Origin of the sequence: Acinetobacter sp. HZNU-JH01, from assembly GCF_037996845.1 — a bacterium.
GTDB classification, from domain to species: Bacteria; Pseudomonadota; Gammaproteobacteria; order Pseudomonadales; family Moraxellaceae; genus Acinetobacter; species Acinetobacter haemolyticus.
Map to the genome: position 1 here is coordinate 992,014 of NZ_JBBMZX010000001.1, position 20,185 is coordinate 1,012,198.

The following is a 20,185-nucleotide window of genomic DNA, read 5'->3' on the forward strand; positions in this document are numbered from 1 at the left end:
CGGGGAAAGTCTTATATTATTCTACAAAATAATGAATTACTTTTGATTGTTTCGGGGAAATTATGGATATCACAGAATTACTCGCCTTTTCAGTAAAAAATGGTGCATCGGATTTACACCTTTCGGCGGGAATGCCACCTATGATTCGTGTAGATGGTGAGGTTCGCCGAATTAATCTACCAGCTCTAGAGCATAAAGATGTCCATCGTCTTGTTTATGACATCATGAACGATAAGCAACGTCGTGATTTTGAGGAAGATCTTGAAACTGACTTCTCTTTTGAAGTACCCAATATCGCACGTTTCCGTGTCAACGCATTCAACCAAAACCGTGGTGCGGGTGCCGTATTCCGTACCATTCCATCCAAGGTTTTAACCATGGAAGACTTGGGTTTAGGCACAATTTTCAAAGAAATTTGTGATTATCCGCGAGGAATCGTATTGGTTACTGGACCTACAGGTTCGGGTAAATCGACAACTCTCGCAGCAATGATTGATTACATCAATGAAAATCGTTACGACCATATCCTAACGGTTGAAGATCCAATCGAATTTGTACACCAATCAAAAAAATGCCTGATTAACCAACGTGAAGTGCATCGTGATACCCATGGTTTTAACGAAGCATTACGTTCTGCACTGCGTGAAGACCCTGACATTATTCTAGTCGGTGAGATGCGTGACTTAGAGACCATTCGCCTTGCACTCACCGCAGCGGAAACAGGTCACCTTGTATTTGGTACACTGCATACCACCTCAGCAGCAAAAACCATCGACCGTGTCATCGACGTATTCCCAGCCGAGGAAAAAGACATGGTTCGTGCCATGCTCTCAGAATCATTACAAGCGGTAATTTCTCAAACCTTATTGAAAAAGAATGGCGGCGGTCGTGTGGCAGCACATGAAATCATGATCGGGATTCCTGCGATCCGTAACCTCGTCCGTGAAAACAAAGTCGCACAAATGTATTCTGCGATCCAAACGGGAGCGAACTATGGCATGACGACTTTAGATCAAAGTCTAAAAAGTCTGGTATCTAAAGGTCTTATTAGTCCACAAACCGCACGTACAGTTGCAAAGCAACCAGAATCATTCCTATAAAAAATATAAAACAGATTAGAGAAAACATATGGATTTTAATGATTTACTCAATTTGATGATTCAACAAAACGCATCTGATTTATTTATCACTGCTGATGTTGAACCATCTATGAAAATTAACGGGCAAATTGTACCTGTTTCTAAAACTAAATTATCTGCTGAAATTGTGGGGCAACTTGTCAATTCAATTATGAGTGACAAGCAACGTAAAGAATTTGCAGATACACGTGAGTGTAACTTCGCCATTACTAACCGTGAAAAAACAGCGCGTTTTCGTGTCAGTGCTTTTCAGCAACGCGATATGCCTGGGATGATTTTACGTAAAATCGAAACCCATATTCCGAGTATGGACGATTTAAAACTGCCTGAAGTACTCAAAGAACTTGCTATGACCAAACGTGGCATTATTATCTTTGTTGGCGCAACAGGTACAGGTAAATCTACTTCCCTCGCTTCAATGATTGGTTATCGTAATCACAATTCCAAAGGACACATTATCACCATCGAAGATCCGATTGAATTTGTGCATCAACATGCGGGGTGTATCGTCACGCAACGTGAAGTCGGGATTGATACTGAATCTTTTGAAGTTGCATTAAAAAATACACTTCGTCAGGCGCCAGATGTTATTTTGATTGGTGAGATTCGTTCACGCGAAACCATGGACTATGCGATCGCCTTTGCTGAAACAGGTCACTTGGTCTTGGCAACGCTTCACGCCAACAATGCCAACCAAGCCCTAGATCGTATTATTCACTTCTTCGAAGCCGATCGTCATAGTCAGTTGTATATGGATCTGTCACTTAACTTAAAGGCATTGGTCGCGCAACAATTGATCCCAACACCTGATGGAAATTCACGTCGTGCTGCGATTGAAATTTTGATCAATACTCCTTTATTGGCTGACTATATTCGTAAAGGTGAAATCCATGAGATCAAAGATCTGATGAAACGCTCTCGTGAATTGGGTATGCAAACCTTTGACCAAGCCCTATTTGACCTCTATAAAGCGGGACAAATCACTTACAAAGATGCGCTTAAACATGCAGACTCACCAAATGACTTACGTCTCACCATCAAGTTATCTGAAGAAGGTGCCGATCAATTATTGAATGCGAGCCGTAACATTACCTTTGATGGTCAATAAAATCTCCCCTAGCCCCTCTTTATCAAAGAGGGGTACTCCTCCCTTTGAAAAAGGGAGGTTGGGAGGGATTAAAAAAGGAAGGTTTTTGTAACCTTCCTTTTTTAATTGTTCACATTTAGTGAAGCTATTCATTTTTAACGAAATTGTGCTTATTTTTTACGATAAGCCTCTTGGCATTCATTATCGTTACAATAGCCATAAAGATTGAGAGAATGTCCAGTAAGCGTGAAACCATGCTGATCGGCAACCGCATGTTGCTCACTTTCGATAATATCATTCGTAAATTCAATTACTTTGTTACAGTTCAGGCAAACCAAATGATCATGATGATCTTCTTGCATGATCTCAAAAACAGAATGATTATTTTCAAAATGGTGACGCTGAATAATCCCAGCAGATTCAAATTGTGTTAACACTCGGTAAACCGTTGCTAAACCTACGTCTTCACCTTGTTCAAGCAAAGTTTTATAAATATCTTCTGCACTTAAATGGTGTTGTTTTGAATTTTCTAATAATTCCAAAATCTTAATACGAGGAAGGGTGACTTTAAGTCCAGCTTTGCGTAAGTCTTGATTGGAAATAGGCATGAAAAAAGGTCTCTCAACAAATCTTAAGTTGGAATAGGAAATAGAGTTTAGATGCAGTATGATCTATCCTTGGATCAAATGCATCATCATTTATCAGGATAGTGTAGCAAAATGCAAAAAATCATGCTGACGTTATTCGTCACTTCAGTACTAAGCGGTTGTTCAGTCTTCGGTGTTTATAAAGTTGACATTCCACAAGGAACGCCCTTAACCAAGGCACAAGCAGCACAAGTACAGGTCGGCATGAGCTTTCAGCAAGTCCGTTTCTTGTTAGGCAGTCCAACAATTTCAGACCCTCTGAATCCGCAACGTTGGGACTACATCTACAACTATATCCCAGGCACTTATGCAAAAAAAGCAAAAATTCCTGCTGCGCATGGACAACATCTACAAATTTACTTTGATGCAAACGGCAATGTTGAACGTATCGAAGGTTTAGACACCATCCCAGAATCACAACCTGGTCTACCAGCATCGAAAGAAGCGATCTTAACTGCACCTCCACTATAACGGCTTCACCATAAAATAAAACCCCTCATCGAATCATTCATGAGGGGTTTTATTTATCAGCTTGATTGCTTGAAACGATTGCCTTTTATAAATCGTCCCACGGGATTCTGTGCTGCACGTTTACGCCGAATATCTTTGGGGTTAATGGTTAATGCCCTATAGATTTCTACGCGGTCACCGACTTGTAATAATGTGCTTGTTTCAGCCTTCACGCCAAAAATGCCAAGTTGCAAAGGTTCAGGTAAGACAACTGCATGAGCCAGTTCACTGTTCTCAATTGCATCGATTGCAGTCATTCCATCGATGAAATCGACTGCAATATGAAATTGCTGTTCTGGTGTCGCATACGCAACCCAAACCTGTCTAAGCTGTTCCATTATATAATTTGCCCAATGACTGCAATCATGGCGATAACAATAGAGATCGGCAATACTAAACGTACTGCTATACGCCATAAATTATAAAATAGCTCATTACTAAATCCCATTGCTTTACGTAGATGGCTGATCTTCATCACCCAACCAGCGAAAACAGCGTAAATCAAACAAATTACTAAGCCCCATAGCATCAACCCAAGATTAAAGAACTGCTGTAATTGTGGCACAAACCAAACCGCAATCGCTGCAATAATGACTGCCCATTGGATGACTAAAGCAAGTTGGCGCTGTGCCAATTGTTCTTTAGCGAGTTGTATCAGCAACGCAGAGGAAACAATAGCTACCAATACCCAAACTAAAGCAGGGATTTGTGCTTGAACTGAGAAAAATCCAAATGCAATAACTGCTAATAATTGTGCGATCCAAATAGGTAATACAGCAGTGGTCGCAGCAGATTGTTTCTTCACTTCAGACAAACTACTTTGCCAATATAAGCCCAATCCCAAGCCACTTGCCACTAAAGCAAGAACAGTTGCATTGCCCCACTCTTTGAACTCAACACTCGTCCAATACCATGCTGGTAGCTCAGTCCCCACTACGTTTGCAAGGATAAATGCTGCAACCACACTAAGCGCTGTCAATGCAAGTAACCATTGACGAGGAACAAAAGAAAGGCCAAATGCAATTACAGCCAAAATAGCAAAAATGATTTGGCTAGAAAGCTCCGCTGCAACATGTTGATTGACCATACCACTTGCTGTCGTTAAAACACTACCTGCAAAGAATGGAACAAAAACAACTGCTAACCACCCAACAACACGCCATCGTGGTGAAGCATCTGCGTCACGTGTTAATGCGGAGAGTGCCTGCAATGCAGTTGTTTGTGATCTTTTTGCTAAAGCAATCTCTAAATAACCAATCGGCAATGCTAATAAAAACATTGTTCCTAACCATAACAGCCAAAAATCCAGTTGACGATCAATCTGGATACCCACTGTCGGCGCTAATGTGGTAATCATGACAAAAGATAAGCAAAACGCCATCACTGGAGCAAACCAGCGTGACAGAGTTGTGTCCTGCATAATGCAATCCTTGAAAAATATTTGAACTCATTGCAGTTCTTTATGGAGCTTACAATGAAATATTCAATCTATTTTGCCTTTCTCAAGCTTGAAAATCAAAACAAAAGATATCGAAAGAAAAAGCAAACCACCTTAACGATGATTTGCTGCGCATGATTTATTATTAGATTTAATTAGCCCCCTTATTTTCACTCATATTGGCCTTATTATTTTTCTCTCATTAAGGGGGCCTTTGTTATTATCTTATTGTTATGAGAAAAAACGAGCAAACCAGTTTTTGCCTTTTTTCTTTTCATTTTCCTTAATAATTCCAAGCATATTTTCCTTTACGGCCCCCACATAATCGGCATCATCATGACGAATATGATTGATTAACCATTTAGATAAAGCCTCATGCAGCTCAGCTTCAATTTCATGCCCCAATTCAAAGCGCTCTCGATATACTTCTATCTTTTTGATAAATAAATCATGTACGCGTTTATGTGGTACACGATATTTATAATTCGCTTCTTCTTGTAAGCTTTCTTCGAAAGTAAAATGAGACTGCGTATAATCAATAATATTATTGAGAACTTCTTTAATTTTTACGCGATCATTGCAATGCTTTAACTCATCGATTTGATTAATATAATCAAGGATACGACGATGCTGCTCATCAATGACTTCTATACCTGTATTATAATCCACAGACCATTTCATCCCCATAATCCCCCAAAATCAATGTTATTGATTGAATAAGAACATAATATCGGCAAAAATATAAAATAAAAACAAAGCGTTTTTGTCAGATTTCATATATTTTTCAACTAAATAAATTAACCCCTTGTTTTATATTTATTTTAATTTTTTCACCAATTAAAACACTCAAGTATTTTTTAACCAATTATGTTACATATCTATATAATTTTATTAAAAAAACTAACTAAATTACTCGGTTATAACCGAGTAATAAATATCAAATCACTCAAATAAATGGTGATTAATAAAGATCTGCTTTGGTTATTCGTTTTAATGCTGGATTTTCAGCTTCACGGATAAGTCTATCCACACGTGTTAAAGCATGTTTAATCGGTTTACCATGCTGAAATAAAATCATTTCACCTGCTTGAAATGCTGTCCATGTTTCATTATGGGTCAACGGTTCAGTGGTAATCACCGCAACTCGATCATCAGGGGTCGTCACCTCACTAAAATCCACTTCAACATCTAAATCAATCAAATGTGCATTTTGAAAAGGATATTCACGTACCAACCAATGAAGTTTAGTGGTTGCATAACTAAACAATGCCTGTCCGTTGGACAAGCAAAAATTAAAAGTCCCATGTTCAGCAATTTGAGGCGAAATACGCTCTAAGAGCACAAACAAGTCATCTAAACTTGGCTCAGTATATCCAAAGGTCTCAACCATTTGATCCAATAAATAACAAAACGCAAGTTCACTATCGGTATTTCCTACGGGTTCAAACCGACCACTCAAATGAGGATTAAAATCATACAAATCCCCATTATGAGCAAAAATCCAATGTCTCCCCCATAGCTCTCGCAAAAAGGGATGTGAATTTTCTAATGTGATTTTGCCTTGTGTCGCTTTACGAATATGCGCAATCACATTACGTGATTTTATTGGATAGTTTCGAACCAAGTCGGCTATTGGCGATTCGACTGCCGACTGATTATCTACGAACAAGCGGCACGCTTTATCTTCAAAAAAAGCGATACCGAAGCCATCACTATGATCAGAAGTCACCCCAGCTCGCTGAGAAAATCCACGAAATGAAAAAGTGATATCTGTGGGTGTGGCGCAATTCATTCCTAATAGTTGGCACATATCTTTTTAACTTTATAACATCTACACCTATTGTGCATGAGGTATAGATCGCTTGTAAATCTGAATATGTGCTCACTATAGGATTGAGAGCGATATGCACTTATCGTTGCACCATCTTGTTCATAACGAAAGACGTTGCAATCTTATTCACCTCTAAAAATACAAAATAATCTAAGCATTTAAAATGTTCATCATAAAATGCTTCTTTAGAAAGCTTAGATTGCATCCCCAAATAGGTTTGGAACAGTTTCGGCATACGCTCGTCTTGCGGAAAACTAAAATCTGGGCGTTCAGGCTCAAATGCTCGTTTAGAACGGATATCAATTGTTTGATGATCTGCCAGTTGTTGAATTTGACGATGGGTGTAATAGGCACGAGCTGTATTATCTTCGAGATGGATACTTACACAACCCATCAAATATTTTGCACGCATCGACCAAAGCACCTTTGGCACCAGATTTAGCCACAGAGTCGATAATGCTTTACCAGAACGAAACTTTGGGTGGACACACGTTCGTCCAATTTCCAAGACACTTGGTAGATGAGACAAATGAGGAACGATTTCAAATTCTTGAGCACTATAGCTTTGCCCAATCTCATAGCCTTGGAATAGTTTTAGTCGCGTATAAGCAACAATTTCACCCGTCCATTTTTCACGTAATACCGCGTGTTCACAACCAAAATCATAAAGATCTTGATCCAATCCATCTTCAAATGACATGCCAAATTGATGGCTAAATTGTGTTGCTCTAAAACGTTGTACTTCTTGTAATTCTTTTAAATTATCAACCCATTCAAATCGAAATTGATTTTGAGCTGGTTTTTGACGCAATGGTAGTGTCAGTGTATGACGATATTGGTTTAATTTTTCTAGCATAATGAAAGCTCCTTATGACTAGAATTACCTTAAATCGTATTAATGACACTTTAGTGAATGAAAAATGAAGAGATAGTGACAGCAAGCCTATAGGATATACCTATAGGCCTATGTACTTAATATCAATCTTGCAAAGTTAAAATATAATATTTTAAATTAGCAGCGTAAGGTAAACTAGAACCGATCTGAACCAATGCTAATGTTTTATTATCTACTGTTTGGAACAATTTCATACCATAGCTTTGAACACCATTAATCTCTGGTAAATTATAAGCTGTGACAACACCATAACCATAACCCGAATATTTCAAATAACCTGGTACATAAGAGTACAATTCCTGCTCCCAAGTCCCATATACGGCTGGCAACACTCTTAAATCACTAACAGACTTATCTTGAATCAATGAAATAATAAATGTATCTTGCAACATTTTTATTCTTCCACCATAGTTCAAGTTTGCCGTATAAAAATAGGTTCCTTCACTGCTGTAAACATACTCATGTTTTTGGTCAAAGAATAACTTCCCCCCAATTGGATAATCGCCATGATATGGAGAATCCTTGGTTGAGATTGCATTTGTAGAATTCTTATCAAGATTTATACTAATTAAATCTCGCGGACTAACACCAAAGTACGTAAAGATAATTTTATTGGTTTTTCTGAATAAATTCCTTTTAACTCCGAAAAGAATCCAAAATTATTGGAATCTAACTGGATATCTTTCACCCCATTATTTAAATCAAGCTTTACCACACCTTTACTAGAAGCTTGGCTATCTTTAACACCTAAAAAGAAGCCAATCCCTTGATCTGTAAGAAATCCATCCGTATATGGTCCTTCATTTGGGAAAGTTTTAAGCAATTGACCTTTTTCCAAATCAATATATGAGATGTGGTTTGGATGAATAACAATTGCCCTTTTACCATTTGGACTTAACTTTATCACTTCAGCTGAATCAGATAACGGAATTCTGACTGTCGATGCAGTCAATCTATTTACAATATTTAAAGTCGCTAAAGATTGATCATATGCAATAATTTTATCTAGACTTACTGAATACTCTGATAATTCTGGGCGAAATGATATTTCTTTAATCGTTTTTACCGAAACACCCTTTTCAACAATCTGATTATTATTATTTCCAGTAGATGCACCACCGCCTCCACCGCAAGCAACTAATAAACTACTTACAACTAAAATAGCTAATATTCTTTTCTTAAAAAACATAATTTTTCCGTACGTATTAGATTATTTATTTAATATTAAATAAATATCATACCATATAAAAAAATAAGACCTGCTATATAGCAGGTCTTATTTTTTTATATGGTATTTTAATGTTTCGCCCGATTGGTAATCAAAGTCCCGACCCCATGATCTGTAAAGATTTCCAAAAGCGTTGCATGTGGCACACGTCCATCTACAATATGAGCACTCACAACCCCACCTTTGACCGCATCTAATGCACAGCCGACTTTAGGAATCATGCCACCATAAATCACACCTGTTTCAATCAAGCGATCAACTTCTTGTGTGGTTAATCCTGTCAATAAGTTTTTATTTTCATCCAATACCCCTGTGATATTGGTCAATAAAATCAGCTTTTCTGCACTTAGCGCTTCAGCCACCTTACCCGCAACTAAATCAGCATTGATATTGTAGGTATTTCCCTCTTCATCCACCCCTAGAGGTGCAATCACGGGAATAAAATCACCTTGCGTAAACATTTCTAATACATCTGTTTTTACACCGGTGACTTCACCAACCATCCCTAAATCGATTTGAGAAACTGAGCCATCCGCTTCCTGTTTTTCCATCAACAACTTACGGGCACGCAGTAAATTACCATCTTTACCAGTCAAACCAATCGCACGACCACCATGCTGATTAATCAAGTTCACAATCGATTTATTTACGCTGCCACCTAACACCATTTCAACAACTTCCATCGTTGCTTGGTCAGTCACACGCATTCCATCAATACGATCAGATTCTTGTCCAAGACGCTTTAACAGCGAGTCAACTTGAGGTCCACCACCATGCACGACGATAGGATTTAATCCAACAGTCTTCAACAACACAATGTCACGAGCAAATGAACTTTCCAACTCTGGATCGGTCATGGCATTGCCGCCATATTTAACGACCAACGTTTTACCAGCAAAGCGTTGGATATACGGCAAAGCTTCAATCAAAATTTTTGCTTTATCAATGCCGATATGCTCGTGTGGCATGAATCTCTCCTTCTTAAGACTGTGCGAGTTCTTGTGCAATTTGTGGATATTGATCCTGCAACATAGAAATAAACTTCTGGCGAATTTCAACTAACCGATCTGGATGATCTGCATCAAAACGAACGGTAAAGTATTCACCCGTATTGGATGCTCGAATAATGCCAAAACCATCGTCAAAATCAAGCCTTACCCCATCAATTTTACTTAATCGTGCGGCCAAACGATGACTGATAATCTCAATGTTATTTAAAACTTGTTGCGGTGAAGCATTGTGTGTGCTGATGTAAATATCTTCTGTGCAATAACGTTCTGGAAAAGCAGCCAATAACTCAGATAAACATCTTGCCTCAGATTGACCCAAATATTCCATCACTCGTAATGCTGCATATAATCCATCATCATAGCCAAAACCACGTCCATCATTAAAGACATAATGGCCTGCGTATTCTCCACCAAATACAGCATTACCATTCGATTGTGACAAATATGAGCGCAGGAAGCTGCTACCTGTACGGATCATTTTAGCTTGTCCGTTAAGTTGTTCCACCGTATCTGCCACCATCCGCGAACACTTTACATCGAAGACAATTTCTTTATGCGGATGCTGCTGCAAACACATCTGAGCAAATAACGACAATAAGCGATCAGGACTAATGATGTGTGCTTGCTCATCAAGTAACACCACACGATCCCCATCACCATCCAATGCAATCCCTAGATCCGCATTTTCAGAAATAATCGCCTGCTGTAATTGTTTTAAATGCTCAGCATGTGATGGATCTGGTGCATGATCAGGAAAGTGTCCGTTCGCCTCACAACGCAATGCGATAACGTCACATCCCAACTTCTCTAAAACAGACTTTGCACAGCGACCAGCGGAGCCATGTAAACCATCTAAAACAACTTTCAAAGGCTGAGATAACTGAATATCACTGAGCAAAGCTTGCTGATACTTTAAACAATACTGGGGAATGATTTTATGGAAATGGTCTAAATTTGGGAGTTCGATTACTTGATCAGTGAAACCTTCAGCATATAAGCCAACCTGTTGTATCGCTTCAGGACTTGGTGGCTCGCCTTTTAAAATCCATTTAATGCCATTGTCAGACTTAGGATTATGACTGGCTGTCACCATAATGCCATTACCAGCATAATCTCGTGCGATATAGTACATCATCGGTGTTGAACAACAGCCGATGTTAATGACTTCCAATCCCTGATGCTCAAATATCTGTTGAATAATATTGGCATAGGTTGGGCTAGTTAAACGCGCATCGTACCCTATTACGATTTGCTTTTGGCCAGCTTCGATATATTGTGCTGCCAAAGCTACAGCAATTGAACGAATAATCGTGGGGGTAAGATTAGTCAGTTTTCCACGGATATCATAAGCACGAAAAATATTCAGAGGAAATTTATGTTTTATGTTCACAATAAGTCCCTATTTTTATATATCAAAATTATTGCAGAAACAAAATACTATTAAGAAATTCACTAACTCTTGTTGAGAAAAATTAAAATAGTTGGTCAGCTGCTTTGTAATACAAAACTACAGAACAATCAATATGAAAAATGCAATGCTTTTGGACAAAGCATTGCATTTTAAGTGATAAGTACGACAAATTACTGTTGGCCTGTATGACCGAAACCACCCGCGCCTCGTTCAGTCGCAACAAATTCATTCACTTGTTCAAATTCAGCCTGTACGACTGGAACCAGTACGTATTGTGCTAAACGTTCACCAGGCTCTAAACGGAAAGTCGTCTGTCCACGATTCCAGACAGATACCATCAGTTCACCTTGATAGTCAGAATCAATTAAACCGACCAAGTTCCCTAAAACAATACCATGCTTATGACCCAAGCCTGAACGCGGCAAAATTAGACCTGCAAAGTTTGGATCTTCAATATAAATTGCCAATCCAGTTTTAACTAAAACCGTTTCTCCCGCAGCAATCTCAATCGCTTCATCCAAACATGCACGTAAATCTAAACCAGCTGAACCATGAGTTGCGTATGCTGGCATTGCCCACTCTTGACCTAAACGCGCATCTAATACTTTAACTTGGACTTTCATTCCATCTTCCTATTTACAATTTTTTAACGTTTCAATAAAGCTTTTAAGTTGGCAAGATACTGCTGTGCTTGCTCTTTTGGATCTACATTCGGAGCAAGTTTCTTTTTACGCCCATGCCATTCCAAATCATCTTGGGGCAATTCATCCAAGAAACGACTTGGCGTCATTTGACGCATTTGACCACCATTTTTACGTTGCTCTGCCAAGGTCAAGGTTAAGCCTTGACGGGCACGGGTAATCCCCACGTACATCAAACGGCGCTCTTCTTCAATAGTTTCTGAAGCAATCGAGTTCTTATGCGGTAGAAGCTCTTCTTCTAAACCAATCATATAAACATATGGAAATTCCAAACCTTTGGCTGCATGGAGCGTTAATAAGTTGACCTTATCCGTATCTTCCTCTTCCTGCTGTTGCTCCAACATATCGAGCAACACCAGTTTGCGAATCACACTCTCGATGTTCTTCTCATCTACGTCATCAGTACGATTAATCAAATTTTGAATACTGGTATAGAGACTTTCGATATTGTCGATTTTGGTTTTTTCTTGTGCAGGGGTCGCCGCCTGCTCACGAACGTAATCAATATAGCCAGCTTCATTGATCATCTGACGAACTTTAGGAACAGGCTCATCATCATCGAGAAGTTCACGGGTGAAAGTTGCAATAAAATCAGCAAACTCGTGTAATTGTGTTGCCGCTTTCTTTGGTAAGACCATCGATAAACGCTGATCTGATGAAGCCGTTAACAACGATAAAGTATTTTCTTGCGCAAATAATCCCAGCTTTTCTAAAGTGACAGGACCAATTGCACGTTTTGGCGTATTAATGATACGTAAAAATGCACTATCGTCCTCAGGGTTAATGATTAAGCGTAAATAGCTCATCACATCTTTAATTTCAGCTCGAGCAAAGAATGACTGACCACCAGACAATTTATATGGGATCTGCATTTGACGTAGTTGTGTTTCTAATACACGTGCTTGGAAATTACCACGATACAAAATTGCGTAGTCTTTCCAGTTTTTGCCATTCATCAACTTATGCGTGATCAAATCTTTCACAACGCGTTCTGCTTCATCATCATCATTTAAACACGTGATGACACGAATATTTTCGCCATGCCCTTTGTCACTCCATAACTTTTTATCAAAGATATGAGGGTTGTTTTCGATTACAGCATTCGCCGCTTTTAAAATTCGACTGGTCGAACGATAGTTTTGTTCAAGCTTAATCACTTTTAAATTATGGAAGTCATCTTTCAATAACGCCATATTTTCAGGCTTTGCACCACGCCAAGCATAGATGGACTGGTCATCATCCCCAACCGCAGTGAACTGCCCCATGACACCGACCAAAAGTTTGACTAAAGTATATTGTGCTGTGTTGGTATCTTGATACTCATCGACCAATAAATAACGAACACGATTTTGCCATTTGTCCCGTACTTCCGCATTTTCCTGTAATAAACGCGTTGGCATCACAATCAGATCATCAAAATCAACCGCGTTATAGGCACGCAAATTACGTTCATATAATTGATACAGATGCGCAAGCTGTACATCTTCTACAGTTTCACAAGTTGAATGTGCTTGCTCTGGCAAGATCAGATCATTTTTCCAATCTGAAATTTTCTTCATGGCCTTCGCAATCAATTCTTTACTTTCTGCACCAGACATATTATCTCGCTGCATCAAGTCCATCAAAATGCGTTTACAGTCATCTGCATCTAAAATAGAAAAATTAGCTTTAAGCGGTAAGTTTTTTAATTCTAAACGTAATAAATTCAAGCCAAAGGTATGAAAGGTTGAAACTGATAATCCTTTGGCTTCTTCACGCGACAGTAGTTTACCCACACGTTCTTTCATTTCACGTGCAGCTTTATTGGTAAAGGTCATCGCTGTAATTCGATAAGCAGGGATTCCACACTGTTGCACTAAAAATGCAATTTTGCGTGTAATCACTGAAGTTTTACCCGAACCTGCACCTGCAAGCACCAACAATGGCCCCTGAACATACTTCATGGCTTCAAGTTGTTTGTCATTCAATTGACTGGCAGATGACATCTTGTAATTCCTCTCTCGTTTCCGAGCCTGATTTTCCGAGCACAATTATAGACATCTCTTTTTTATAATCCCAATAATAAATCTTGGGATATGTATAAATTATGATGATTCATCCAATTGAAGCGCCGCAGCTTGTCGTCGGTATTTTTTTCACATAAAAAAACCACCCGAAGGTGGTTTTAAATTAGTCAAAACTAATTATTGTTTTGCATAGATGCTGATTTCAACACGACGGTTTTGTTCACGACCAGCAGCAGTACTGTTGTCTGCGATTGGGTTTGATGAACCATAACCTTGTGCATCAATACGATTTGAAGCAATACCTTTACCAGCTAAGTAGTTCTTAACTGATTGGGCACGTGCTTGTGACAAAGGAATGTTAATTGAGTCATTACCTGTATTGTCTGTATAACCAGTCACCAAAATCGCGCTTTGGTTATCTTCACCTAAAACTTGAGCGACTTTGTTTAAAGTTGCATAGAAGTTAGGCTTGATGTTTGATTTATTTGTATCAAATGTAATGCTACCAGGCATAATCAATTGAACAGAACCATCTGGATTACGACCAACATCTACACCAGTACCCTGCATTTGTTGACGAAGTTTTTTCTCTTTATTGTCAAGATATAAACCGCCAGCACCACCAAGCACCGCACCAATTGCCGCAGCACGGTTATTTTGCTTACTTGTGTTTGCATTTCCTTTAGAAACGCCATAACCTGCAGCAGCACCAATCAATGCGCCTAAAGCAGCTTTATCATATTCTACGCCGCCAATATTATTACCTGTAGTTTGGCAACCAGAAAGAACCAATCCAGCCCCTACGAGTGTTGAAATCATTAATGCACGCATTGCGTAGCTCCTGTCTATGTATTTTGTTGTCTCGGTGAATAATGAATGAAAAAATAATAGCGCACCATTGATATTTTGTTAATAATAAACGGTTTATTTATATTTTTGTAATACTTTGATGCATTTTACTTGCATAAAGCACCACATTTTCTCCATTGTTATTCTCTCGTACTTATTTATAAATGCTATCAAATCGCTTCGATGTAATTGTATAACTTATGATGTATTCATATTTCAGTCTTATACCCCTGATGGATACTTGCCTAACCCAACTAAACCAAAGAAAGATATAAAAATTGTCACTTCGTCAAATATACGGTTGTATTTCAATTTCTGTTGTTTATAGTTGGAACATCTTCTTTTCAAAAACAGCTGCACTCAAGGTTCGATTTATGTCTACCGCAAATAAAAAAGCATCCTTTTTGCAAAAAATTGGTAAGGGATTAACTGTTGGCTCAGTCATCACAGGAAGCACTTTCTTACATGGTCCACCTGTACTTGCTTTAGGTTTGACAAAATTGTTTAAGAAGTCAGCAAAAGTCGATGAAACCAATATCCAAATTACCAATAGCTGGTTAGGTGTAAATAATTGGTTAATTGACAATGTATTACCTGATTTACATTGGGATATCAGTATAGATGAAAACCTAGACCTTAATTTACAAGGACGTTACTTGATGATTTGTAATCATCAAAGCTGGGTTGATACAACAGTGAATCAATATTTTGGTTTAACTCGTATGCCCCTAACACGCTTCTTCACAAAATGGGAACTCATTTTCATTCCTTTCGTTGGTCAAGCTTTTAAAATTCTAGGCTTCCCAATGATGAAACGTCATACCAAAGAGCAAATCGCAAAAAATCCTGAACTAAAATCGAGAGATATGCTCGAAGCACGTAAAGCTTGTGAACAGCTATTAAGTCAGCCTTTTACCCTACTCAACTATTTAGAAGGCACGCGATTTACACCTGAAAAGCACGATAAACAACAATCCAAATATAAAAACCTACTCAAACCTAAAGCTGGTGGTTTAGCACTTGCTTTAAATATATTAGGTGATCAAATTGATGCATTCGTCGATATGACTATTGTTTATCCAGATGGTGCACCTGAATATAGTGATTTTTGGTTAGGTGATGTTTCCCGTATTGCTGTAGATATTCGTAAAATTGAAATTCCTCAATGGGTAATCGGCGGTGATTACGAAGATGATCCACAATACCGCGAACGTTTCCAAAAATGGGTTGACCAAATATGGACAGAAAAAGACCAACTCATTAGTGAAATGAAAGCAAAATACTCCGCAGCATCACAGGTTGAGTAAAAGATGGTTCAACAGAATACAAAACCCAAGTCTAAATACCATCGTGTTGATCAAAACAGTTGGGCTTTCCGATTGTTTCTGATCTATGACATCTTTATGGTGTTTATTATTGTGTTTAACTTATTCTGCTTAGGTATGAACCTGTTTCTGATGAGTTCATTGGGAGAGTGGTTATTTCAACAAATCCACCTTCCCAATGTTCTTGAATTCTACCGAAGCTATCTGCACCCTTGGGTCATTACCACCGAAGCATGGTTTATTATTTTCCTCATCGCTGAATTAGTGGTTCGCTGGATTGTTGCTATTATCTATAAACATCATGCACGCTGGTGGTGGTTTCCATTCATACATTTTTATGAAATCTTGGCGATTATTCCATTTCTACGTTTTTTAAGATTATTTCGTGCAGGAGTTATTGCCTATCGTTTATATGAAATGGGTTATCAAGTCATTCCAGAAAAAATACAGCGTACACTTTTATTTTACTATCGTGTCGTCATGGAGGAGCTATCTGACCGAGTGGTACTGACCGTTCTTGATGGTGTAAAACATGAGTTAAAAACCAATAACAGTCATCAAAACACCATTCACAACCTCGTCGATCATCACCGACAGCTCTTTGTCACCACCCTTTCTTCTTTACTACAAGAATCACTTGCAACTGCACTACAACAGCAGCAACCCGTGATTAAAAAGAAAGTAGGCGAAATTGTGAATCAAGCCATTGAAGATACACCAGAGTTGACACAGTTGTTGAGACTAATCCCAATCGTTGGTGGACGTATAGAGCAACAAATCCAAAGTATTGGACAGCGTTTGGGCGAAAACATCAGTGCTGGCTTAATTGAACCTTTCACTGCGGGTTCACCACAACAACCCAATGAAAATTTCCAACTGATTGCTAAAAAGGTCAGTGAGATCAATATTGATAACCAACATTTAGAAGAGCTAGTCAAATCAGTAGTTTTTGAAAGTATTGATGCAATACAAAAACAAGTTCAAGTAAAACAATGGCAGGAAATGCTCTCTGAAAATGATCAATTGCACAAAAAAACGGAATGATTACAAGAAAATTTACTAATCACGCTAGAGAATTGATGTAATTTGTTCTAGCATTTGCTTTTATTTATAACACACTAGAGTGCTTAAAAGCCCTGAAGGATACATTATGGCTGATATACGGATTACGGGCAGAATGGTGAATTTTAGTCGATTGGTATTCGACACAAATGACCACAATGCGATCCGACAGCAATTAACAAGCACATTAAATGAAGGTTCCTATTTAGGAACTTTGGTCATTATAGACAGCACCGTTGAGCAAGAGCTGATTGCACTCATTCAACTCCTGATTGATCTTGGCTTACAACCTATGGCGGTCATTGACGGAGTTTTAGGTGATGAAGCACGCGCCATTCAATTCCCTGTTTTACCTGCTGACCAGCCTTTACAGCGTATCAAAGCATCGAAAGAGCAAGTCATTGCTCATCAAGCCAAAGATGTTCCAGATAATGCTGCAATACAAACACCACAAAAAAATACAGCTAGCGCGCAAATCACCTCTTATCATGATGAGATTTTGCGTACTGGACAATGTTTAGTACAAGATCAAGGCGATATTATATTAAATGCAGGCATGAACAGTGGTTCAGAAGTGATTGCGTCTGGAAATATTCACATCTATGGTAATGCTCGTGGTAGAGTCATTGCTGGTGCAGGTGGACATACGTCAGCACGCATTTTTTGCAATTCGCTTGAAGCAGAATTGGTTTCTATTGCAGGGACCTATTGTGTGGCAGATGATATTCCTAAAGATATGATTCGAAAGCCAGTACATATTTATTTAAATAACAAGCAAGAGCTTGAATTCGAAGCCTTGCAGTTTTAATTTATAAACACCAAAAAAGCCCTTTCAGGGGTGTATGACCATAAATAGGAGTGGATTCGGTGGCCAAAATTGTTGTCGTAACGTCAGGCAAAGGTGGTGTAGGTAAAACTACAACAAGCGCATCTTTTGCAACAGGTTTAGCCCTACGTGGTCATAAAACTGTTGTGATTGATTTTGATGTAGGTCTACGTAATCTTGATTTGATCATGGGCTGCGAACGCCGTGTAGTTTATGATTTTGTAAATGTCATCAATAATGAAGCTCGCTTGCAACAAGCGCTCATCCGTGACAAAGAAATTGAAAACCTATACATTCTGCCAGCTTCACAAACACGTGATAAAGATGCTTTAAGTGATGAAGGTGTCGCACGTGTCATTGATGAACTATCGCAAGAGTTTGATTACATCATCTGTGACTCACCTGCTGGTATTGAGCGTGGTGCAATTTTAGCCATGTATCATGCAGATGAGGCGATCATCGTAACCAACCCTGAGATTTCATCGGTTCGTGACTCAGATCGTATTATTGGTATGCTAGATAGCAAAACCAAAAAAGTTGAACAAAATGAAGGGCGAATCCGTAAGCATTTATGTATTACACGCTTTAACCCTGAACGTGCCGATCGACAAGAAATGTTGACAATTGATGACATTTCCAAAGATATCCTACGTGTACCAACATTAGGTGTCATTCCAGAATGCCCAAGCGTACTTCAAGCATCAAATGAAGGTAAACCTGTTATTCTTTATTCAGAAGAAAAAGCGGGTCAAGCGTATGATGATTTAGTGGCGCGTTTCCTCGGTGAAGAACGTCCTTATCGACACATTGAAGTACAGCCAAAAGGTTGGTTAGCTAGACTATTTGGAGCGTAATGATGGCAGGATTCTGGAGTAAATTATTTAGTAGTGATGAAAAACCATCAAGTGCACAAACTGCTAAAGACCGTTTAAAGGTGATCGTTGCATCTGAACAAGGTTTAGGTCGTCGTTTAAGCCAAGACAAAATCGACCAAATGAAAAAAGAAATCATGCAAGTCGTTAGTCGCTATGTGCGTGGTGTAGATGAGCAACATATTCAAATGCAAGTCCGCTCAGAAGCAAACATCGAAATGTTAGAAATGAATATCAATTTACCTGAAGATCGATAGAAGTTTTTTCATTAGCGATTTTTTGTAAATAAAGGCAAAATACCTTGCAGCTGAGCAAAGCGTTGCTTTGCAAATCCAGCCTCGTATTTTGCCTTTATTATTTTAAAACTGAGGAGATTGATATGGCATTATCACAGCCAGCAACTTTCAATGAAGAATGGTCAGATGAGCGTGTTTTTGCCTACCTTAACCAACTTCCTCCAACGGGTGTAAATGCTGACTTTCATGTGCTTTATCATGCATTCAAACATATGCGTCCAAATGATTATGAGCGTTTGATTGTCAAGTTTTTAGCTGATGGTCGTGATTTGAACGCTACCAATCCTGAAGGACAACGCATTCATGATGTGATTGCACAATTTCCTCGCCAAAAAGATGGATTCCTAGAAGTTTTGGCAAAATTTGCTTAAAAAAAATGCCTGCATCATGCAGGCATTTTTTTATTAAAACTATCGACTTCCAATCAAGTAGACACCCAACAGCGTGAAAATTCCACCTGAGACACCATCAATCCATTTGGCAAAGTTTTGATAAGCAGTGCGAAATGCTGGTAATGAGAAAACAAAAGCAACCAGCGTAAACCACAAGGCTGTCTCAACTGAAACAATGATAAAAAGCAGAGAATGATGTTGATCAAATAAGGGATTGGTTAAAAATAAAGAAAATACACTACCGAAATAAATAATGGCTTTCGGATTTGAAAGATTAGTCAACAAACCTTTCATAAAAAACAAATATGGGGATTGTGGTAGGGTAATTGGATTTATTGTTTGATTATTTTTAGAAAAAGCAGAACGTAGCATCTGATAACCAAGCCAGCACAGATATAAACCACCTGCGATTAAAAGACCTTGTTTCAGCCAAGCCATTTTTTCAAAGATGATATTGAGCCCCATCAAAGCAAGAAGCGACCAGAGCATTGCGCCGATACAAATACCCAATACCACCAGCACCGCCTCTTTTCGAGAACGGCTAATTGCAGTTTGCGAAACCAAAAAGAAATCTGGCCCTGGCGTAATTAATGCACAAAAATGAATAAAAATTAGTGTACTCAATGCAACTAACACGGCTCACCTCAAAGTTGAGATTTT

23 protein-coding genes are annotated in these 20,185 nt (G+C 38.7%); 9 read left to right on the plus strand and 14 right to left on the minus strand.

Annotated elements, in window-relative coordinates; translation table 11 throughout:
• Nucleotides 1-62: 62 nt before the first annotated feature.
• A complete protein-coding gene (locus AAC851_RS04695; RefSeq protein WP_004638216.1) occupies nucleotides 63-1,100 on the plus strand; it encodes a type IV pilus twitching motility protein PilT in 1,038 nt (345 codons plus the stop codon).
• 28 nt (nucleotides 1,101-1,128) lie between these two features.
• Nucleotides 1,129-2,247: a PilT/PilU family type 4a pilus ATPase gene (locus tag AAC851_RS04700; protein WP_005081584.1), complete on the plus strand. Its 1,119-nt coding sequence runs from the start codon at nucleotides 1,129-1,131 to the stop codon at nucleotides 2,245-2,247.
• A gap of 149 nt (nucleotides 2,248-2,396) precedes the next feature.
• On the opposite strand, the gene fur is transcribed toward AAC851_RS04700, so the two are convergent.
• Nucleotides 2,397-2,834: a ferric iron uptake transcriptional regulator gene (gene fur, locus AAC851_RS04705; protein ID WP_340600579.1), complete on the minus strand. Its 438-nt coding sequence runs from the start codon at nucleotides 2,832-2,834 to the stop codon at nucleotides 2,397-2,399.
• 111 nt (nucleotides 2,835-2,945) lie between these two features.
• Between fur and AAC851_RS04710 the strand changes: the two genes are divergently transcribed.
• Nucleotides 2,946-3,344, plus strand: a complete 399-nt coding sequence (locus AAC851_RS04710) for an outer membrane protein assembly factor BamE (RefSeq protein ID WP_004638212.1) — start codon at nucleotides 2,946-2,948, stop codon at nucleotides 3,342-3,344.
• Nucleotides 3,345-3,400: 56 nt separating this feature from the next.
• Here the strand turns inward: AAC851_RS04710 and AAC851_RS04715 are convergent, their stop codons facing one another.
• From AAC851_RS04715 to AAC851_RS04770, 12 genes are all read right to left on the minus strand, one after another.
• A complete protein-coding gene (locus AAC851_RS04715) occupies nucleotides 3,401-3,721 on the minus strand; it encodes an RnfH family protein (protein WP_340600580.1) in 321 nt (106 codons plus the stop codon).
• Nucleotides 3,721-4,803 (minus strand): hypothetical protein, encoded by a 1,083-nt coding sequence (locus tag AAC851_RS04720; RefSeq protein ID WP_340600581.1) that lies wholly within the window; start codon nucleotides 4,801-4,803, stop codon nucleotides 3,721-3,723. The genes AAC851_RS04715 and AAC851_RS04720 overlap by 1 nt, the downstream gene beginning before the upstream one ends.
• A gap of 249 nt (nucleotides 4,804-5,052) precedes the next feature.
• Entirely contained in the window at nucleotides 5,053-5,508 is a 456-nt protein-coding gene (locus tag AAC851_RS04725; protein WP_008940857.1) for a bacteriohemerythrin, read from the minus strand.
• A gap of 274 nt (nucleotides 5,509-5,782) precedes the next feature.
• Nucleotides 5,783-6,631 (minus strand): class II glutamine amidotransferase, encoded by an 849-nt coding sequence (locus AAC851_RS04730; RefSeq protein ID WP_340600582.1) that lies wholly within the window; start codon nucleotides 6,629-6,631, stop codon nucleotides 5,783-5,785.
• Between the two features lie 100 nt (nucleotides 6,632-6,731).
• The gene (locus AAC851_RS04735; protein WP_005081577.1) at nucleotides 6,732-7,508 is read right to left on the minus strand and encodes a GNAT family N-acetyltransferase; all 777 of its coding nucleotides are present in this window, start codon (nucleotides 7,506-7,508) and stop codon (nucleotides 6,732-6,734) included.
• A 122-nt stretch (nucleotides 7,509-7,630) separates the two neighbouring features.
• On the minus strand, nucleotides 7,631-7,939 hold the full coding sequence (locus tag AAC851_RS04740; RefSeq protein WP_004638206.1) for a hypothetical protein: 309 nt from the start codon (nucleotides 7,937-7,939) through the stop codon (nucleotides 7,631-7,633).
• 176 nt (nucleotides 7,940-8,115) lie between these two features.
• Entirely contained in the window at nucleotides 8,116-8,736 is a 621-nt protein-coding gene (locus AAC851_RS04745) for a hypothetical protein (protein ID WP_340600583.1), read from the minus strand.
• Nucleotides 8,737-8,843: 107 nt separating this feature from the next.
• Nucleotides 8,844-9,743, minus strand: a complete 900-nt coding sequence (gene argB / locus AAC851_RS04750; protein WP_004638205.1) for an acetylglutamate kinase — start codon at nucleotides 9,741-9,743, stop codon at nucleotides 8,844-8,846.
• A 13-nt stretch (nucleotides 9,744-9,756) separates the two neighbouring features.
• Nucleotides 9,757-11,175: a phosphomannomutase/phosphoglucomutase gene (locus tag AAC851_RS04755; RefSeq protein ID WP_075316020.1), complete on the minus strand. Its 1,419-nt coding sequence runs from the start codon at nucleotides 11,173-11,175 to the stop codon at nucleotides 9,757-9,759.
• A gap of 191 nt (nucleotides 11,176-11,366) precedes the next feature.
• Nucleotides 11,367-11,819: a dUTP diphosphatase gene (dut, locus tag AAC851_RS04760; RefSeq protein ID WP_004638203.1), complete on the minus strand. Its 453-nt coding sequence runs from the start codon at nucleotides 11,817-11,819 to the stop codon at nucleotides 11,367-11,369.
• Between the two features lie 23 nt (nucleotides 11,820-11,842).
• The gene (gene rep / locus AAC851_RS04765) at nucleotides 11,843-13,882 is read right to left on the minus strand and encodes a DNA helicase Rep (protein WP_004638202.1); all 2,040 of its coding nucleotides are present in this window, start codon (nucleotides 13,880-13,882) and stop codon (nucleotides 11,843-11,845) included.
• 198 nt (nucleotides 13,883-14,080) lie between these two features.
• Nucleotides 14,081-14,734 (minus strand): OmpA family protein, encoded by a 654-nt coding sequence (locus tag AAC851_RS04770; RefSeq protein ID WP_017396750.1) that lies wholly within the window; start codon nucleotides 14,732-14,734, stop codon nucleotides 14,081-14,083.
• A gap of 392 nt (nucleotides 14,735-15,126) precedes the next feature.
• Here AAC851_RS04770 and AAC851_RS04775 point away from each other — a divergent pair, with 392 nt between their 5' ends.
• The 6 genes from AAC851_RS04775 (at nucleotide 15,127) to AAC851_RS04800 (ending at nucleotide 19,504) form a co-directional block, all read left to right on the plus strand.
• Nucleotides 15,127-16,059, plus strand: coding sequence for an acyltransferase (locus AAC851_RS04775; protein ID WP_340600584.1), 933 nt, complete (start codon nucleotides 15,127-15,129; stop codon nucleotides 16,057-16,059).
• Nucleotides 16,060-16,062: 3 nt separating this feature from the next.
• Nucleotides 16,063-17,121: a preprotein translocase subunit SecA gene (locus AAC851_RS04780; RefSeq protein ID WP_340600585.1), complete on the plus strand. Its 1,059-nt coding sequence runs from the start codon at nucleotides 16,063-16,065 to the stop codon at nucleotides 17,119-17,121.
• A 106-nt stretch (nucleotides 17,122-17,227) separates the two neighbouring features.
• Nucleotides 17,228-17,947, plus strand: a complete 720-nt coding sequence (gene minC / locus AAC851_RS04785; RefSeq protein ID WP_005081563.1) for a septum site-determining protein MinC — start codon at nucleotides 17,228-17,230, stop codon at nucleotides 17,945-17,947.
• A 59-nt stretch (nucleotides 17,948-18,006) separates the two neighbouring features.
• Nucleotides 18,007-18,819 (plus strand): septum site-determining protein MinD, encoded by an 813-nt coding sequence (minD, locus tag AAC851_RS04790; protein WP_005081560.1) that lies wholly within the window; start codon nucleotides 18,007-18,009, stop codon nucleotides 18,817-18,819.
• Between the two features lie 2 nt (nucleotides 18,820-18,821).
• Entirely contained in the window at nucleotides 18,822-19,094 is a 273-nt protein-coding gene (minE, locus tag AAC851_RS04795) for a cell division topological specificity factor MinE (RefSeq protein ID WP_004663449.1), read from the plus strand.
• A 122-nt stretch (nucleotides 19,095-19,216) separates the two neighbouring features.
• Nucleotides 19,217-19,504 carry a PA4642 family protein gene (locus AAC851_RS04800; protein WP_004638195.1) on the plus strand — a complete coding sequence of 96 codons (288 nt, stop codon included), beginning with the start codon at nucleotides 19,217-19,219 and terminating at the stop codon, nucleotides 19,502-19,504.
• Between the two features lie 39 nt (nucleotides 19,505-19,543).
• Here AAC851_RS04800 and rhtC read toward each other — a convergent pair whose 3' ends face one another.
• Entirely contained in the window at nucleotides 19,544-20,161 is a 618-nt protein-coding gene (rhtC, locus tag AAC851_RS04805; RefSeq protein ID WP_005081559.1) for a threonine export protein RhtC, read from the minus strand.
• Between the last annotated feature and the right edge of the window lie 24 nt (nucleotides 20,162-20,185).

Coding starts and splice junctions, on each gene's coding strand:
- AAC851_RS04695 (WP_004638216.1), top strand. CDS start 63: ATGGATATCACAGAATTACTCGCCTTTTCAGTAAAAAATGGTGCATCG.
- AAC851_RS04715 (WP_340600580.1), bottom strand. CDS start 3,721: ATGGAACAGCTTAGACAGGTTTGGGTTGCGTATGCGACACCAGAACAG.
- rep (WP_004638202.1), bottom strand. CDS start 13,882: ATGTCATCTGCCAGTCAATTGAATGACAAACAACTTGAAGCCATGAAG.
- AAC851_RS04725 (WP_008940857.1), bottom strand. CDS start 5,508: ATGGGGATGAAATGGTCTGTGGATTATAATACAGGTATAGAAGTCATT.
- AAC851_RS04730 (WP_340600582.1), bottom strand. CDS start 6,631: ATGTGCCAACTATTAGGAATGAATTGCGCCACACCCACAGATATCACT.
- AAC851_RS04775 (WP_340600584.1), top strand. CDS start 15,127: ATGTCTACCGCAAATAAAAAAGCATCCTTTTTGCAAAAAATTGGTAAG.
- minC (WP_005081563.1), top strand. CDS start 17,228: ATGGCTGATATACGGATTACGGGCAGAATGGTGAATTTTAGTCGATTG.
- fur (WP_340600579.1), bottom strand. CDS start 2,834: ATGCCTATTTCCAATCAAGACTTACGCAAAGCTGGACTTAAAGTCACC.
- argB (WP_004638205.1), bottom strand. CDS start 9,743: ATGCCACACGAGCATATCGGCATTGATAAAGCAAAAATTTTGATTGAA.
- AAC851_RS04770 (WP_017396750.1), bottom strand. CDS start 14,734: ATGCGTGCATTAATGATTTCAACACTCGTAGGGGCTGGATTGGTTCTT.
- AAC851_RS04735 (WP_005081577.1), bottom strand. CDS start 7,508: ATGCTAGAAAAATTAAACCAATATCGTCATACACTGACACTACCATTG.
- AAC851_RS04740 (WP_004638206.1), bottom strand. CDS start 7,939: ATGTTGCAAGATACATTTATTATTTCATTGATTCAAGATAAGTCTGTT.
- AAC851_RS04700 (WP_005081584.1), top strand. CDS start 1,129: ATGGATTTTAATGATTTACTCAATTTGATGATTCAACAAAACGCATCT.
- AAC851_RS04720 (WP_340600581.1), bottom strand. CDS start 4,803: ATGCAGGACACAACTCTGTCACGCTGGTTTGCTCCAGTGATGGCGTTT.
- dut (WP_004638203.1), bottom strand. CDS start 11,819: ATGAAAGTCCAAGTTAAAGTATTAGATGCGCGTTTAGGTCAAGAGTGG.
- AAC851_RS04780 (WP_340600585.1), top strand. CDS start 16,063: ATGGTTCAACAGAATACAAAACCCAAGTCTAAATACCATCGTGTTGAT.
- AAC851_RS04710 (WP_004638212.1), top strand. CDS start 2,946: ATGCAAAAAATCATGCTGACGTTATTCGTCACTTCAGTACTAAGCGGT.
- minE (WP_004663449.1), top strand. CDS start 18,822: ATGGCAGGATTCTGGAGTAAATTATTTAGTAGTGATGAAAAACCATCA.
- AAC851_RS04800 (WP_004638195.1), top strand. CDS start 19,217: ATGGCATTATCACAGCCAGCAACTTTCAATGAAGAATGGTCAGATGAG.
- AAC851_RS04745 (WP_340600583.1), bottom strand. CDS start 8,736: ATGTTTTTTAAGAAAAGAATATTAGCTATTTTAGTTGTAAGTAGTTTA.